This window comes from Clavibacter nebraskensis NCPPB 2581 (assembly GCF_000355695.1).
Lineage (GTDB): Bacteria > Actinomycetota > Actinomycetes > Actinomycetales > Microbacteriaceae > Clavibacter > Clavibacter nebraskensis.
Map to the genome: position 1 here is coordinate 3,014,460 of NC_020891.1, position 13,227 is coordinate 3,027,686.

Consider the following 13,227-nt stretch of genomic DNA (forward strand, 5'->3'; position numbering starts at 1 on the left):
GGAGCGGCAGGGCCAGGATCAGGACGCAACAGGGTCCGTGCGACCGCGGGGATCCGTCACCCGAGGAGCGCCCGCATGTCCGCGATCATGACCCCGTACCTGTCCTTCCGCGACCAGGCGGCCGACGCGCTCCGCTTCTACCAGGGGGTGTTCGGCGGCGAGCTCGCGATGACGACCTTCGGCGAGCAGGGCATGAGCCCGGATCCCGCGGAGGCCGACAAGGTCATGCACGGCCGGTTGGACTCCGGCGCGGGCTTCGTGCTCATGGCGTCGGACACCCCGGCCTCGATGGGCGTACCGAGCGGATCCGCCATCACGCTCTCCCTCTCGGGCGACGACGCGGCCGTGCTCGACGGCTGGTGGGACGCGCTCACGGCTGACGGCACGGTCGTGCTGCCGCTCGAGCTGGCGCCGTGGGGCGAGCGCTTCGGGATGTGCACCGACCGGTACGGGATCGACTGGATGGTGTCGATCGCGCAGCCGGCAGCCGCCGCCTGATCCGGCCGGCCGGATCGCCGGCCTCAGGTCCAGCGGCCGCCGCGCGGCACGATCAGCGGGGTGTGCGAGACCGGGTCGTCGATCACGAGGCACGGCAGCCCGAAGACCTCCTCCACCAGCTCCGCCGTGACGATGTCGCGCGGGGCACCCGAGGAGACGACGCGGCCGTCCTTCATCACGATGAGGTGATCGGCGTAGCGCGCGGCGTGGTTGAGGTCGTGCAGCACCGCGACGATGGTGCTGCCGTCGCGGTGCAGGTCGGCGAGGAGGTCGAGCAGCTCGATCTGATGGGCGATGTCGAGGAACGTCGTCGGCTCGTCGAGCAGCAGCACGGGCGTCTGCTGCGCGAGCGCCATCGCGACCCACACGCGCTGGCGCTGGCCGCCGGAGAGCTCGTCGACGTGGCGCGCGGCGAGGTCGGCGACCCCCGTGGCGGCCATCGCCTGCTGCACGGCGTCCTCGTCGGTCGGCGTCCACTGGCGGATGAGGTTCTGGTGCGGGAACCGGCCGCGCGCCACGAGGTCGGCCACCGTGATCCCGTCGGGCGCGATGGCGCTCTGCGGCAGGAGGCCGACGATGCGCGCGACCTCCTTCGCGCGGTAGGAGCCGAGCGGTCGGTCGTCGAGGAGCACGCCGCCCGCGGTCGGCGCGAGCAGGCGCGAGAGCGCGCGGAGCAGCGTCGACTTCCCGCACGCGTTCGGGCCGACGATCACGGTGAACGAGCGGTCGGGCACGGCGACGTCGAGCTGCTCGGAGATCACCCGCCGGTCGTAGGAGAGCGTGACGCCCTCGGCGCGGAGGCGCGGGGCGGTGGTCGCGGGCGCGGTGGTGGCGGTGTCGTCCACGGATGGACCTCCCATCGGGTCGGGGGCGGCGTCAGGCACGGCGGGACGCCTCGCGGATGAGCAGGGCGATGAGGTAGGCGCCGCCCACGACGACCGTGACGATGCCCACGGGCACGGTCCCCGGCAGCGCGTGCTGGGCGGCAGGGTCGGCGGCGAGCAGCAGCAGGCCGCCCGTGAGCGCGGCCGGCACGAGCGGCAGGCCGGCGCTCCGCGTGAGGCGTCGGGCGATCTGCGGGGCGGCGAGCGCGACGAACGCGATGGGCCCGGCGGCGGCAGTCACCACCGCGGTGAGGGCGACCCCGAGGATCAGCAGCGCCAGGCGCGTCGGCTCGGCCCGCACGCCGTGGGCGCGCGCGGCGTCGTCGCCCAGCTCGAGCTGCCGGAGCGGCGCGGAGAGCAGCAGGATCGCGGGCGCGAGCACGAGGAGGGCGACGAGCGCGGGCAGGGCGCGGTCCCAGCCGACGAGGGCGAGGGATCCGGCGCCCCAGATCGATGCGGCCATCGCGACCTCGGTGCCCGCCTTCAGCAGCAGGAAGGTGTTGACCCCGTGCAGCACGGCCGTGACGGCGATGCCCGTGATGATCAGCCGGAAGCCCTGCACGCCGCCGCGGTACGCGAGCAGGTAGACGACGAGCGCCGTGCCGAGCCCGCCCGCGAGCGCGCCGACGGCCGTGGGCAGGAACGCCGCGCCGGCGAGCGTGGTGACGATGAGCGCGCCCGTGTAGGAGCCCGTCGAGAAGCCGATGATGTCGGGCGAGCCGAGCGGGTTGCGCGTGAGCGACTGGAACACGGCGCCCGCGACGCCGAGCGCGGCGCCGAACGCGAGCGCGGCCAGCACGCGCGGGAGGCGCCACTCGAGGACGATGGTCGAGGCGAACGAGCCGTCGGGGAGCGCCATCGCGCGGATCACCTCGGGCACGGTGAGCGGGAAGTCGCCGGTGCCGAGCGCCACGAGCGCGAGGACCACGATCGCGACGGCGAGCGCCGCGCCCACGAGCGCCTCGCGCCGCCGCAGCCGGATGCCCACGACGGGCAGGCGCACGGTGCCTGCCATCCGCGCAGTGCGGGCGGCGGCGGGGAGGCGGGGATCCGGGCGACGGGCGGCGCGGGCGGGCGCGCTCACAGCCCCGACGCCCTCTGCCGGCGGACGAGCAGGATCAGCACGGGTGCGCCGAGCACCGCGGTCACGATCCCGGCGGGCAGCTCGGCCGGCCGCAGCACGATGCGGCCCACGATGTCGGCCGCGAGCAGCAGCACGGGCGCGAGCACGATCGTGTACGCGAGGATCCAGCGCTGGTCGGGGCCCACGATCCAGCGGGCGATGTGCGGGATCATCAGCCCGACGAACGCGATCGGCCCGGCCATCGCCGTCGCCCCGCCCGCGAGCAGCGTCACGGCGACCACGGCCACGGCCCGCACCACGACCACGTTCGCGCCGAGGGAGCGCGCCAGGTCGTCGCCGAGCGCGACCGCGTCGAGGCTCCGGGCGATGAGCGCGGCGAGCAGCACGCCCGCCGCGAGGAAGGGCGCGACCGGCACGAGGGCGTCCCAGCCGCGGTCCTGCAGCGAGCCCGACTCCCACGCGCGCATCGCGCTGAAGCCCCGCGGGTCGGCCAGCAGCAGCGCCGACGTGATCCCCGCGAGCACGGCTCCGAGGGCGACGCCGGCGAGCGTGAGGCGCACCGGATCCCCGCCGCCGCGCCCCGCGGACCCCACGACGTAGACCACGACGGCGGCCACGAGCGCCCCCGCGAAGGCGAACCAGAGGTAACCGCTCACGGCGGTCACGCCGAGGACGCCCGTGGCGATGGCGACCGCGAAGGCCGAGCCCGCGGTGACGCCGAGGATGCCGGGATCCGCCAGCGAGTTCCGCGTGACGGCCTGGATGAGCGCGCCCGCGACCCCGAGCGCGAGGCCTGCGGCGAGGCCGACGAGGGTGCGCGGGACGCGGAGGTCGAGGATCACGACGAGCTCGGCCGGGTCGCGCGGGCGACCCGCGAGCGCGTCGACGACGGCGCCGACGGGGATGTCGCGGGAGCCGATCGCGATGCTCGCGAGCGCCGCCAGCACGAGCACGCCGAGCGCGAGCACGAGGCCCGCCGAGCGCGACAGCCCGCTCCGCGCCCGGCCCTCGGGGGCGTCGGGGGCGGAGGCGCGCGCGAGGACCCGGAGCGACATGGCCCGGTCAGCCTAGCGTGCCCTTAGGTTAGGCTGCCCTTGCCTGATGGGATCCACACCGGCCCGTCACCCCACACCCGAGAGGCCCTGCACCATGAGGTTCCCCACCACCGGCTCCGCCCTCGTCGCGCTCACCGTCGCGACGCTCGCCCTCACCGGATGCACCGCCTCGTCCGACCCGGGCGCCTCGGCCCCGCCCGCGTCCGGATCCGCGACCGGCGCCTTCCCCGTCACGGTCGACACCAAGTTCGGCGACGTCACCGTGCCGAGCGAGCCGAAGCGCGTCGTCGCCCTCGGCTGGGGCGACGCGGAGACCGCGCTCGCGCTCGGCGTCCAGCCCGTCGGCGCGTCCGACTGGCTCGGCTTCGGCGCCGACGCGGACGGCGTCGGCCCGTGGGCGCAGGGCCTCTACACGCAGAAGCCGCAGATCATCGAGACCCTCGAGCCCTCCTACGAGGCGATCGCGGCGCTCAAGCCCGACCTGATCCTCGACACCAAGGGCTCCGGCGACCAGACCCGCTACGACCGCCTGTCGCAGATCGCCCCCACCATCGGCGTGCCCGAGAGCGCCGACAGCTACCTCACCGACATGGACGACCAGGTCGACATGGTCGCCGAGGCCCTCGGCCGCGAGGACCAGGGCGACGCCCTCCTCGACGCGGTCGACCAGCGCTTCGAGCAGGTCGCGGCCGCGCACCCGGACTGGAAGGGCAAGACGGTCACGGCCGCGACCAAGACCAGCGAGGGCTGGGGAGCCTACGTCGAGGGCAGCGAGCGCGTCGCGTTCCTCGAGAAGCTCGGCTTCGAGCAGAGCCCGACCATCGCGGGGATCCCCGCGAACGCCGGCGGGTTCTCGGTCGACGTCTCCTCCGAGCAGCTCGACCTCCTGGACGCCGACGTGATCGTGGCGTTCCCGATCTTCATCGACAAGTCCGTCATCACCGACGACCCGCTGTGGCAGGCGATCCCCGCGGTCGCGGCCGGCCACTCCATCGTCCTCGACGGCGACGTCTCGTCGGCGTACTCGATCGGCACCACGCTCTCCACCGGCTACGCGCTCGACCAGCTCGTGCCGCTGCTGGAGACCGCCACGTCCTGATCCGCATCCACGTCCCGAGGGCCCGTCGCGCACCGAGCGCGGCGGGCCCTCGTCGTCCCGGCGGCGACGTCCCGGCGGCGACGTCCCGGCGGCGACGTGTCGGCGGCTACGTGTCGAGCATCGCCGTGAGGGCCCGCCTGTAGTCCTCGAACGCGCGCCGCCCGACGGTGGTCAGCGCCAGGTAGGTCACGGGCTGCCGGCCCTCGTGCGTCTTCCGCACCTCGACGTAGCCGGGATCCTCGAGCTTCCGCAGGTGCGTCGACAGGTTGCCGGCCGTCATGTCGAGGATCTCCTGCAGCCGGGGGAACGACAGCGCCTCCCCCGCGTCCAGCGTCGCGAGGGCCGCCACGATCCGCAGCCGGGCCTGCGCGTGGATCACCGGGTCGAGGTCAGCCAAGGCGGGCTCGCAGCGACCGGCGCGTGCGACCGGCGAGGAGGGCGGCCGCGATCCCCGTCACGAGGTACGCCCCTCCGCCGACGACCGCCATCACGATGTAGTTGCCGGGGTAGCCCGCGAAGGGCGCCACGAGCGCGGCGACCACGAGGATGGATCCGAGCAGCAGCGACGACCGCGAGCGGAAGAGCGCGGCCGTCGACAGCAGCATGAGGCCGGCGACGAACGAGAAGCCCGACGTGTAGAAGATCGACAGCAGGCGGGTGGGGGCGTCGTTGACTGCCAGGCCGATGCCGAGCACGTAGACCGAGACCATCGCCACCGACCAGCTGATCCCGTAGACGCGCCCCTGCCAGGCCGACTCGGGCGAGCTCTCCACCCCCGGGGCGTTGCGGATCCCGAGCACGATGCTCACGATGCTCGACAGCACGATCAGCCCCGCGAAGATGCCGACGGCGACCGGCAGCGGCAGGCTCACCGCGTCCGACCCGTCGATGAGCCAGAGGGCCGTGTATCCGAGGATCCACGCGACGCCCCAGCAGACCTCCATCACCCAGACGAACGACATCTGCGCGTCGACCGCGACCCGGCGCTGGTCCTCCATGAGCGCGTGCATCTCCCGCGGGTCGGGCGCGGGCCCGTCGTCGTCGACCTTCCTGTCGTGCGTGAGCGCCGCCTGGTCCATCCGTGCCTCTCCGCGGGCGACCTTCGCCCGCCGGGCTCGCGCCCTCGCTACTTTGTAACGCAAAGTGCTTTGCCGTGTCAATGGCATCTCGGTGCGGAGAGGATGGACGCGTCCGCCACGGACGAGACCCGGCGCCGCGTGCGTCCCCGAAGGAGCCCCATGAGCCCGCACCGCCCGCTGATCCCCACCGCCGCCGGCATCGCCTGGGTCGCCGCCGCCGCCGCCGCCGTCTACGTCGGCACGGAGGCGATCGCCGCGTCCGCCTTCCCCGGTTACAGCTACTCCGCCAACTACATCAGCGACCTCGGCGTGCCGGACGTCGCCGTGTTCCAGGGCCGCGCCATCGACTCGCCGCTGCACGCGGTGATGAACGCGGGCTTCATCCTCCAGGGCGTCCTCTACCTCGCGGCCGCCGTGATCGTGACCCGCGCCCTCCGCGCCGGCCCCCGCCGCGCCTTCCTCGTCCTCGCCGCCGTGCACGCGGCGGGGATCACGGTGGTCGGCCTCATCCACGGCAGCGCCTCGAGCGCGGCCAGCGGCATCGGCTGGATGCACGTGGTCGGGGCCGGCATGGCGATCATCGCGGGCAACGCCGCCTCGATCGTGGCGGGCCTCGGCTCCGGCCGCATCGGCGTCGCGCGCGCCGTCCGCGTCGCGAGCGTCGCGCTGGGCGTGGTCGGCCTCATCGCGCTCGCCCTGCTCGAGGCGCTCGGCGGATCCACGATCGACGGCGTCTGGGAGCGCGGATCCGTCTACACGGTCACCGCGTGGGAGCTGATGGCGGGCGTCGCGGTGCTCGTGGCCGCCCGCCGCCACCGGCTGCGCCCGCACGACTGACCCGCGCCGCCCGGAGGACGACGCGGGCGGACGACGCCGGCTAGCGCCGCCCGGACGCCTGCAGCGCCTCGAGGTTGCGGTTGTACGCCTGGAGCTCCGCGTCGCCGTCGCGGTCGGCCTTGCGGTCATACCGGACGGAGTCCCGCTTGTCGCTCTTGCTCCACATGATGGCCGTGACGATCGCGAGGATCACCGTGGGGATCTCGCCGATGCTCCACGCGATGCCGCCCCCGGCCTGCTGGTCGGCCAGCGCCGACTCGCCCCACGGCCGGCCCATCGCGCCGAACCAGTCCGCGAGCAGCAGCCCGGTGCCGGTCATGAGCGAGAGGCCGAAGAACGCGTGGAACGCCATGGTCGCGAGCAGCAGCAGCAGGCGCATCGGGTACGCGATGCGCACCTTCATCGGGTCGACGCCGATGAGGTTCTGCGTGAAGAGGTACCCGACGATGAGGAAGTGCACGATCATCCACTGGTGCCCGATGTGGTCGGTCGTGGCCCAGCTGAACAGCGGCGAGTAGTAGAAGACGAGCAGCGAGCCGGCGAACAGCACGGCCGCCACGATCGGGTGGCCCACGAACGACGCGAAGCGGGAGTGCACGGCCATGAGGATCCACTCGCGGCCGCCGCGGCTGCCGTCCTGCCGCTTGCGGATGGCCCGCATCGCGAGCGTCACTGGCGCGCCCGGCACGAGCAACAGCGGGATGACCATGGCGAGCACCATGTGCGCCAGCATGTGCGAGCTGAAGAGGTACTTCTGGTAGACGTTCACGCCGCCGTTGGTGATGTAGAAGAGGCCGATCATGCCGGCGACCCAGAGGATCGAGCGATGGATGGGCCACGCGTCGCCGCGCGTGCGGAGGCGGTGCACGCCGGCCAGGTAGAAGAAGATCCCGAAGGCGCAGAGCAGGATCCAGAGCAGGTCGAAGTTCCACTCCGTCAGGTAGCGCATGGGCGTGAGCTCGGGCGGCAGGGGCTCGCCGGTGAGGATCTGCGCGGGCGTCGGATCCGGCAGCTGCGTCGCGACGACCTGGCTCACGGGCGGCGCCGTGCGGGCGAGCGCGGCGGCCACGCCGGACGCCACGCCCATGAACGCGAGCTCCGCGGTCACGAGCCACCAGAACGGGCCGCGCGCCGCGGATCCGCGCTCCTCGAGCCGCCCGATGAGCACGCGCCGGTACGCGGCGCCGAAGAGTCCGAGCGCGAGCAGCGCCGCCACCTTGATCAGCACGAGCAGCCCGTACGCGGTCAGCAGCCGGTCGAGCGTGCCGACGCGGATCTCCGCGCTCACGTACCCGGAGGCCGCGACGACCACGAAGCACACGAGCGCGACCGCCGAGTAGCGGCGCAGCACCGGAACGAGCCGGTCGCCGTCGAGCTTCGACCGCAGCAGCACCATCGTGAGGAGCCCGCCGAGCCAGACGGCGGCGAACACGAGGTGCAGGCCGAGCGCGTTGACCGCGGCGTCGTGGCCCTCGGTGCCGCCCGCGTGGCCCTGCTGCGCCATGGGCACCAGGCCGCCGACCGCGATGACGAGCACGAACGCGATGGCGGTGTGGTTGCGGACCGCGAAGCACAGCACCGTGACGGTCGCGGCGATCAGCGTGGTCGCGAGCCACGCCTGGCCCACGGAGATCTGTGTGAGCACCAGGCCGAGGCTGGTCCCGAACTCGGAGCTGAAGGAGAAGGGCGTGCCCGAGACGCTGAGGAAGGTGAAGAACGCGGTGATCGCCGAGGCGACCGTCCAGAGCGCGGCGCCCGCGGCGGCGATGTCGAGCGCGCGGCCGTACTCGGGGCGCTGCCGCGACAGGGCGAACGCGGCGAGCAGCAGCGCGCCGATGGCCGTGGCCGCCGAGAGGTTGACCATCATCTTCGCGGCGGGCAAGCCGTAGCGGACCACGGGACCCGCGTCCTCGAGCAGCTGCGGGGCGGCGCCTCCGCCGATGGCGAGCGCGGCCAGCAGCGAGAGGAACGCGACGATGACGAGGGCGGCGGGCCCCGCGACGCGGAGGAGTCTGGGCATGAGGGGATCAGCCTAACTCGGGCCCGCTGACGGCCGGCTGGCCGTCGGAGCGCCGCCCGGGAACGCGACAGCGGGGGCGCCGACCGGAGTCGGCGCCCCCGCTGGGCGTGTGGTGAGGAGGACTACTTGACGGCGGCCTTGAGCTTGCTGCCGGCGGAGACCTTGACGCCCTTGGACGCCTTGATCTCGAGGGGCTCGCCCGTCTGCGGGTTGCGGCCCGTGCGCGCGGCGCGAGCCGTCTGCTCGAACGCGACCCAGCCCGGGATCGTGACCTTCACGCCGTCGGCGACGTTGGTCGCGACGGTGGAGAAGAGCGCGTCCAGGACGCCGTTGACGGCGGCCTGGCTCTGACCCGACTCCGCGGCGACGGCGGCAACGAGCTCGGTGCGGTTGAGTGACTTGTCAGCCATGGGTGTCCTCCTCGGACCTGGTGCCGTTCTTCGCGAGCGGCCGTGTGATGGATGGTGTCTGTCTACGTCAGCGGACCGTGCGAGCCGAAGAGGCCATCAGCGGTCCGATCGGCCGTACGGCCGCTTGGAACCTACCAGCTGGACTTGGTGATGCCCGGAAGCTCGCCGCGGTGGGCCATGTCCCGGAAGCGCACGCGGGAGATGCCGAACTTCGACAGGTTGCCGCGGGGGCGCCCGTCGATGCCGTCGCGCTGGCGGACGCGGACGGGCGAGGCGTCGCGCGGGAGGCGCTGGATGCCGGCGCGGGCCGCCTCGCGGCTCTCGTCGGTGCCGTTCGGGTCCACGAGGGCCTTCTTCAGCTCGAGGCGCTTCGCGGCGTACCGCTCGACGATGACCTTGCGCTGCTCGTTGCGGGCGATCTTGCTCTTCTTGGCCATGGTTAGCGCTCCTCGCGGAAGTCGACGTGCTTGCGGACGACCGGGTCGTACTTCTTCAGCACGAGGCGGTCGGGGTTGTTGCGGCGGTTCTTGCGGGTCACGTACGTGTACCCGGTGCCAGCCGTCGAACGGAGCTTGATGATCGGACGGACGTCCTGCTGCTTGGCCATTAGATCTTCACCCCACGACCGAGGAGGTCCTTGACGACGGACTCGATGCCGCGGGCGTCGATGACCTTGATGCCCTTCGCGGACAGCGTGAGCTTGACGTTGCGACGCAGCGAGGGGACGTAATACGTCTTCTTCTGCACGTTCGGGTCGAAGCGGCGCTTGGTGCGCCGGTGCGAGTGCGAGATGTTGTGTCCGAAGCCGGGAACGGCGCCGGTCACCTGGCAGGTTGCTGCCATGGTTTCCTCCGTAGGTACCGTAGGGCGAGACCGCCCTACCCAAGATTTCTTGTCGGCACGCCCGTCCCCTGTTCTCGAGAGAGGGGGCTCTGTCCCTCAGGAGGGGCAGCGGGCGCACATGCGAGCGGATGAGCCGCTCGGCCAAGGATCGAGGCTACGCGACGACACGCCCGGGCGCAAGCCGAGGGCCCGGGATCATGCGGATGCGGGGGCCTCGGAGGTGCTGGCGACCGGCCCGCCCGCCGCCTCGGCCGCGCGGCGCGTGCACTCGGCGCAGAGTCCGAACACGTCGACCACGTGGCTCGGCGCGGTGAAGCCGTTGCCCGCGGCGACGTCGTGCGCCCACGACTCGACCTCGTCGGCCGCGATCTCGACGGTCTTCCCACAGACACGGCAGATGAGGTGGTGGTGGTGGCCGCCTGTGGCGCACGTGCGGTAGAGCGCCTCGCCGTCGGGCGACTGCAGCGAGTCCGCGTCGCCCTCGGCGGCGAGGTCGCCGAGCGCGCGGTAGACGGTGGCGAGGCCGATGGGGGATCCGGCCTCGTGCAGCCGCGCGTGCAGCCGCTGCGCGCTCACGAACTCGGTCGATGCGTCCAGCGCCTGCCGGACGGCCTCGCGCTGCCAGGTGTTCCGCTTCATGCCCGTGCCCTCCCGGCGGGCGATCCTCCCCGCTCCGCCAGGGTACGCGTCCCGCCCGACGTGCCGCTGCGCGCCCGGAGGGCGTCGACGCCGCGGCAGACGAGGTAGATGGCGAACGAGATGGTCGTGACGTACGGGCTGATGGGGATGCTGCTGCCGAGCGCGAGCATGATGCCGCCGACGATGCTGGCGAGCGCGAACAGCACGCTGAGCGACACGACCACCCGCGGCGTCGACGAGACGCGCATCGCGGCGGCCGCAGGCGTGACGAGCAGCGAGAGCACGAGCAGCGCGCCGACGATCTGGATGGAGACCGCCGTGCCCAGCCCGAGCAGGATCATGAACACGATGGAGAGCAGCCGCACGGGCACGCCCCGGGCGGCGGCCACGTCGGGATCGACGCTCGCGAACATCAGCGGCCGCCAGACGACCGCGAGGCCGAGGATGACGACGGCGCTGATCGCGACGAGGTAGCCGAGCTGCGGGTTGTCGACCGAGACGATCTGGCCCGTGAGCAGGCCGAACTTGTTGCTCGCGCGGCCGTCGTAGAGGGCGAGGAAGAGGATCCCGAGGCCGAGGCCGAACGGCATGATGACGGCGATGATCGAGTTGCGGTCCTTCGCGCGCGTGCCGAGCACGCCGATGGCGATGGCGGCGACGAGCGAGCCGACGAGGGACCCGCCGACGACGTTGAGGCCGAGCAGCAGCGCCGCCGCGGCGCCCGCGAACGAGAGCTCGCTCACGCCGTGCACCGCGAAGGCGAGGTCCCGCGTCATGACGAAGACGCCGATGAGGCCGCCGACGACGCCGAGCACGGCGCCCGCGATGATGCTGTTCCGCAGCAGCGCGACGAGCGCGCCGTAGTCGGAGAAGTCGAACAGGCGCGACCAGACGTCGCCCGCGTCCGCGAGCAGGTGGATCACGCGGCCCTCCCGTCGGCGGGACCGGCCTCGTGCAGGCCGTGCGTCCCGTGGTCGCCGTGCTCGTCGTGCTCGTCGTCGTCGTGCGAGTGGTGCCCCTGCGGGTCGTCGGTGGCGCCCACCACGACGACGCGGCCGCGCACGCGCACCACGTCGACGGGCGTGCCGTAGAGCGAGCTCAGCACTTCGGAGTCGAGGACCTCGTCGGGCGTGCCGATGCGGAACCGACCGCCCACGAGGTAGAGGACGCGGTCGACCATGTCCAGCACGGGGTTGACGTCGTGGGTGACGAACACGACCGCCGCGTCGGTCTCCCTGCGGTGCCGGTCGATGAGCTCGCTGACGACGCGCTGGTGCCCCAGGTCGAGGCTGAGGAGCGGCTCGTCGCAGAGGAGGAGCCGCGGATCCGACGCCAGGGCCTGGGCCACGCGCAGCCGCTGCTGCTCGCCGCCCGAGAGCGTCGCGACCGGGGCGTCCGCGTAGGACGTGGCGCCGACCGCGTCGAGCAGCTCGTCGACCCGGGCGCGCTCGGCGCGCCGGCTGATCGGCAACCCCCAGCGGTGGCCGGTGACGCCGAAGCCGACGAGGTCGCGCGCGCGCACGGGCGTCGCCGCGGTGATGAGCTTCTGCTGCGGGATGTAGCCGATGCGCCGCGCGCCGCGGCGCACCGGCTCGTCGAGGAAGCGCATCTCCCCCGACGTGAGGCGCTGGGCGCCGAGGACGGACTTGAGGAAGCTGGTCTTGCCGGATCCGTTCGGGCCCAGCACCGCGACGAACTCGCCGGGCACCACGTCGAGGTCGAGCCCGCTCCAGAGGGTGCGCGCACCGAACGCGAGCGTCGCGTCCCGCAGGCTCAGGACGGGTGCGCCGGTCACGATCCCCGGATCGCGGAGGCCACGGCGTCGACGTTCTCGGTCATCCACTCAACGTACCCGCTGCCCGCGGGCAGGTCGGCGGGCAGGGTCTCCGTGACCGGCACGACGGGGACGCCGGCGGCCTTCGCGGCGGCGACGACCTGGTCGGTCGTCGCGCCCGTGGTCTGCGAGTTGTAGACGAGCGCCGCGACCTTCTTCTCGGAGAAGAGCGCGAGCGTCTCCTTCAGCACGTCGGCCGGCACATCGGTGCCCTCCTCGACGGCCTCGCTGAACTCGTCCGGCGTGCGGTTCTCGAGGCCCATGGCGCTCGTCATGTACAGCGGCACGGGCTCGGTGATCGCGACGCCCTTGCCGGTGCCGGCCGGCTTCGCGGCGGCCTCGGCGTCGGCGATCGCGTCGAGCTTCGCCGTGAAGGCCTGCTCGTTGGCCTCGAACGTCGCGGCGCCGGCGCTGTCCGCCTTCGAGAACGCCTGCTCGATCTCCTCGGCCAGCTTCTTCATCGTGGGCATGTCGTACCAGACGTGCTCGTTGAACTCGCCCTCGGCCGGCTTCTGGTCGTAGCCCGAGATGTCGGCCGCGTTGAGGAGGACCGGGCTCTTCCCGCCGGGCAACGCCTTGATCATGGTGTCGACGAAGTCGTCGTATCCGCCGCCGTTCTGGATCACGACGTCGGCCGTGGAGAGCGCCAGCTGGTCGCGCGAGGTGGCCTGGTACTCGTGCGGGTCCTTGTCCGGGCTGTCGATGATCGACGTCACCTTGACGTCGTCGCCGCCGATCTGCTGCGCGATGTCGCCGTAGACGTCGGTCGAGGCGACGACCTCGAGCGTGCCTCCGCCGGATGAGGACGCCGACGCGTCGTCGGAGGGCGCCCCGGATCCGGAGGCGCAGCCCGCGAGGGGGACGGCGAGGAGCGAGACGGCGAGCAGGGCGGTGAGGGGGCGACGGTTCATGGATCCGACCATACGGTATTGATAACCGGTATCA

At 72.8% G+C, this 13,227-nt stretch carries 17 protein-coding genes; 3 read left to right on the plus strand and 14 right to left on the minus strand.

What is annotated here, in order from left to right; genetic code table 11:
- Nucleotides 1–75: 75 nt before the first annotated feature.
- Nucleotides 76–498 carry a VOC family protein gene (locus tag CMN_RS14265; RefSeq protein ID WP_015491484.1) on the plus strand — a complete coding sequence of 141 codons (423 nt, stop codon included), beginning with the start codon at nucleotides 76–78 and terminating at the stop codon, nucleotides 496–498.
- 23 nt (nucleotides 499–521) lie between these two features.
- Here the strand turns inward: CMN_RS14265 and CMN_RS14270 are convergent, their stop codons facing one another.
- Genes CMN_RS14270 through CMN_RS14280 form a run of 3 tightly spaced genes read right to left on the minus strand, consistent with a single transcriptional unit; the run spans nucleotide 522 to nucleotide 3,521 of the window.
- Nucleotides 522–1,358: an ABC transporter ATP-binding protein gene (locus CMN_RS14270; protein WP_041465330.1), complete on the minus strand. Its 837-nt coding sequence runs from the start codon at nucleotides 1,356–1,358 to the stop codon at nucleotides 522–524.
- A gap of 16 nt (nucleotides 1,359–1,374) precedes the next feature.
- Nucleotides 1,375–2,466 (minus strand): FecCD family ABC transporter permease, encoded by a 1,092-nt coding sequence (locus CMN_RS14275; protein WP_015491486.1) that lies wholly within the window; start codon nucleotides 2,464–2,466, stop codon nucleotides 1,375–1,377.
- The gene (locus CMN_RS14280) at nucleotides 2,463–3,521 is read right to left on the minus strand and encodes a FecCD family ABC transporter permease (protein ID WP_015491487.1); all 1,059 of its coding nucleotides are present in this window, start codon (nucleotides 3,519–3,521) and stop codon (nucleotides 2,463–2,465) included. The genes CMN_RS14275 and CMN_RS14280 overlap by 4 nt, the downstream gene beginning before the upstream one ends.
- 94 nt (nucleotides 3,522–3,615) lie before the next feature.
- On the opposite strand from CMN_RS14280, the gene CMN_RS14285 reads away from it, so the two are divergent.
- Entirely contained in the window at nucleotides 3,616–4,620 is a 1,005-nt protein-coding gene (locus tag CMN_RS14285; protein WP_015491488.1) for an iron-siderophore ABC transporter substrate-binding protein, read from the plus strand.
- A 106-nt stretch (nucleotides 4,621–4,726) separates the two neighbouring features.
- Here CMN_RS14285 and CMN_RS14290 read toward each other — a convergent pair whose 3' ends face one another.
- On the minus strand, nucleotides 4,727–5,017 hold the full coding sequence (locus CMN_RS14290; RefSeq protein ID WP_015491489.1) for a transcriptional regulator: 291 nt from the start codon (nucleotides 5,015–5,017) through the stop codon (nucleotides 4,727–4,729).
- Nucleotides 5,010–5,699, minus strand: coding sequence for a hypothetical protein (locus CMN_RS14295; protein ID WP_015491490.1), 690 nt, complete (start codon nucleotides 5,697–5,699; stop codon nucleotides 5,010–5,012). The genes CMN_RS14290 and CMN_RS14295 overlap by 8 nt, the downstream gene beginning before the upstream one ends.
- A gap of 159 nt (nucleotides 5,700–5,858) precedes the next feature.
- Here CMN_RS14295 and CMN_RS14300 point away from each other — a divergent pair, with 159 nt between their 5' ends.
- A complete protein-coding gene (locus tag CMN_RS14300) occupies nucleotides 5,859–6,536 on the plus strand; it encodes a DUF998 domain-containing protein (protein WP_015491491.1) in 678 nt (225 codons plus the stop codon).
- Between the two features lie 40 nt (nucleotides 6,537–6,576).
- Here the strand turns inward: CMN_RS14300 and CMN_RS14305 are convergent, their stop codons facing one another.
- The 9 genes from CMN_RS14305 to CMN_RS14345 form a co-directional block, all read right to left on the minus strand.
- The gene (locus CMN_RS14305; RefSeq protein WP_015491492.1) at nucleotides 6,577–8,556 is read right to left on the minus strand and encodes a bifunctional copper resistance protein CopD/cytochrome c oxidase assembly protein; all 1,980 of its coding nucleotides are present in this window, start codon (nucleotides 8,554–8,556) and stop codon (nucleotides 6,577–6,579) included.
- Between the two features lie 122 nt (nucleotides 8,557–8,678).
- Nucleotides 8,679–8,966, minus strand: coding sequence for an HU family DNA-binding protein (locus tag CMN_RS14310; RefSeq protein ID WP_012039622.1), 288 nt, complete (start codon nucleotides 8,964–8,966; stop codon nucleotides 8,679–8,681).
- 131 nt (nucleotides 8,967–9,097) lie between these two features.
- Nucleotides 9,098–9,403, minus strand: coding sequence for a 30S ribosomal protein S14 (gene rpsN / locus CMN_RS14315; protein ID WP_015491493.1), 306 nt, complete (start codon nucleotides 9,401–9,403; stop codon nucleotides 9,098–9,100).
- A gap of 2 nt (nucleotides 9,404–9,405) precedes the next feature.
- Nucleotides 9,406–9,573 carry a 50S ribosomal protein L33 gene (rpmG, locus tag CMN_RS14320; protein ID WP_011187086.1) on the minus strand — a complete coding sequence of 56 codons (168 nt, stop codon included), beginning with the start codon at nucleotides 9,571–9,573 and terminating at the stop codon, nucleotides 9,406–9,408.
- Nucleotides 9,573–9,809 (minus strand): 50S ribosomal protein L28, encoded by a 237-nt coding sequence (gene rpmB, locus CMN_RS14325; RefSeq protein ID WP_015491494.1) that lies wholly within the window; start codon nucleotides 9,807–9,809, stop codon nucleotides 9,573–9,575. Before rpmB ends, rpmG begins: the two co-directional genes overlap by 1 nt.
- A 195-nt stretch (nucleotides 9,810–10,004) precedes the next feature.
- Nucleotides 10,005–10,448, minus strand: a complete 444-nt coding sequence (locus tag CMN_RS14330; protein WP_015491495.1) for a Fur family transcriptional regulator — start codon at nucleotides 10,446–10,448, stop codon at nucleotides 10,005–10,007.
- A complete protein-coding gene (locus CMN_RS14335) occupies nucleotides 10,445–11,371 on the minus strand; it encodes a metal ABC transporter permease (RefSeq protein ID WP_015491496.1) in 927 nt (308 codons plus the stop codon). Before CMN_RS14335 ends, CMN_RS14330 begins: the two co-directional genes overlap by 4 nt.
- Nucleotides 11,368–12,243: a metal ABC transporter ATP-binding protein gene (locus CMN_RS14340; protein WP_015491497.1), complete on the minus strand. Its 876-nt coding sequence runs from the start codon at nucleotides 12,241–12,243 to the stop codon at nucleotides 11,368–11,370. The genes CMN_RS14335 and CMN_RS14340 overlap by 4 nt, the downstream gene beginning before the upstream one ends.
- Nucleotides 12,240–13,193 carry a metal ABC transporter substrate-binding protein gene (locus CMN_RS14345; RefSeq protein ID WP_015491498.1) on the minus strand — a complete coding sequence of 318 codons (954 nt, stop codon included), beginning with the start codon at nucleotides 13,191–13,193 and terminating at the stop codon, nucleotides 12,240–12,242. The genes CMN_RS14340 and CMN_RS14345 overlap by 4 nt, the downstream gene beginning before the upstream one ends.
- Between the last annotated feature and the right edge of the window lie 34 nt (nucleotides 13,194–13,227).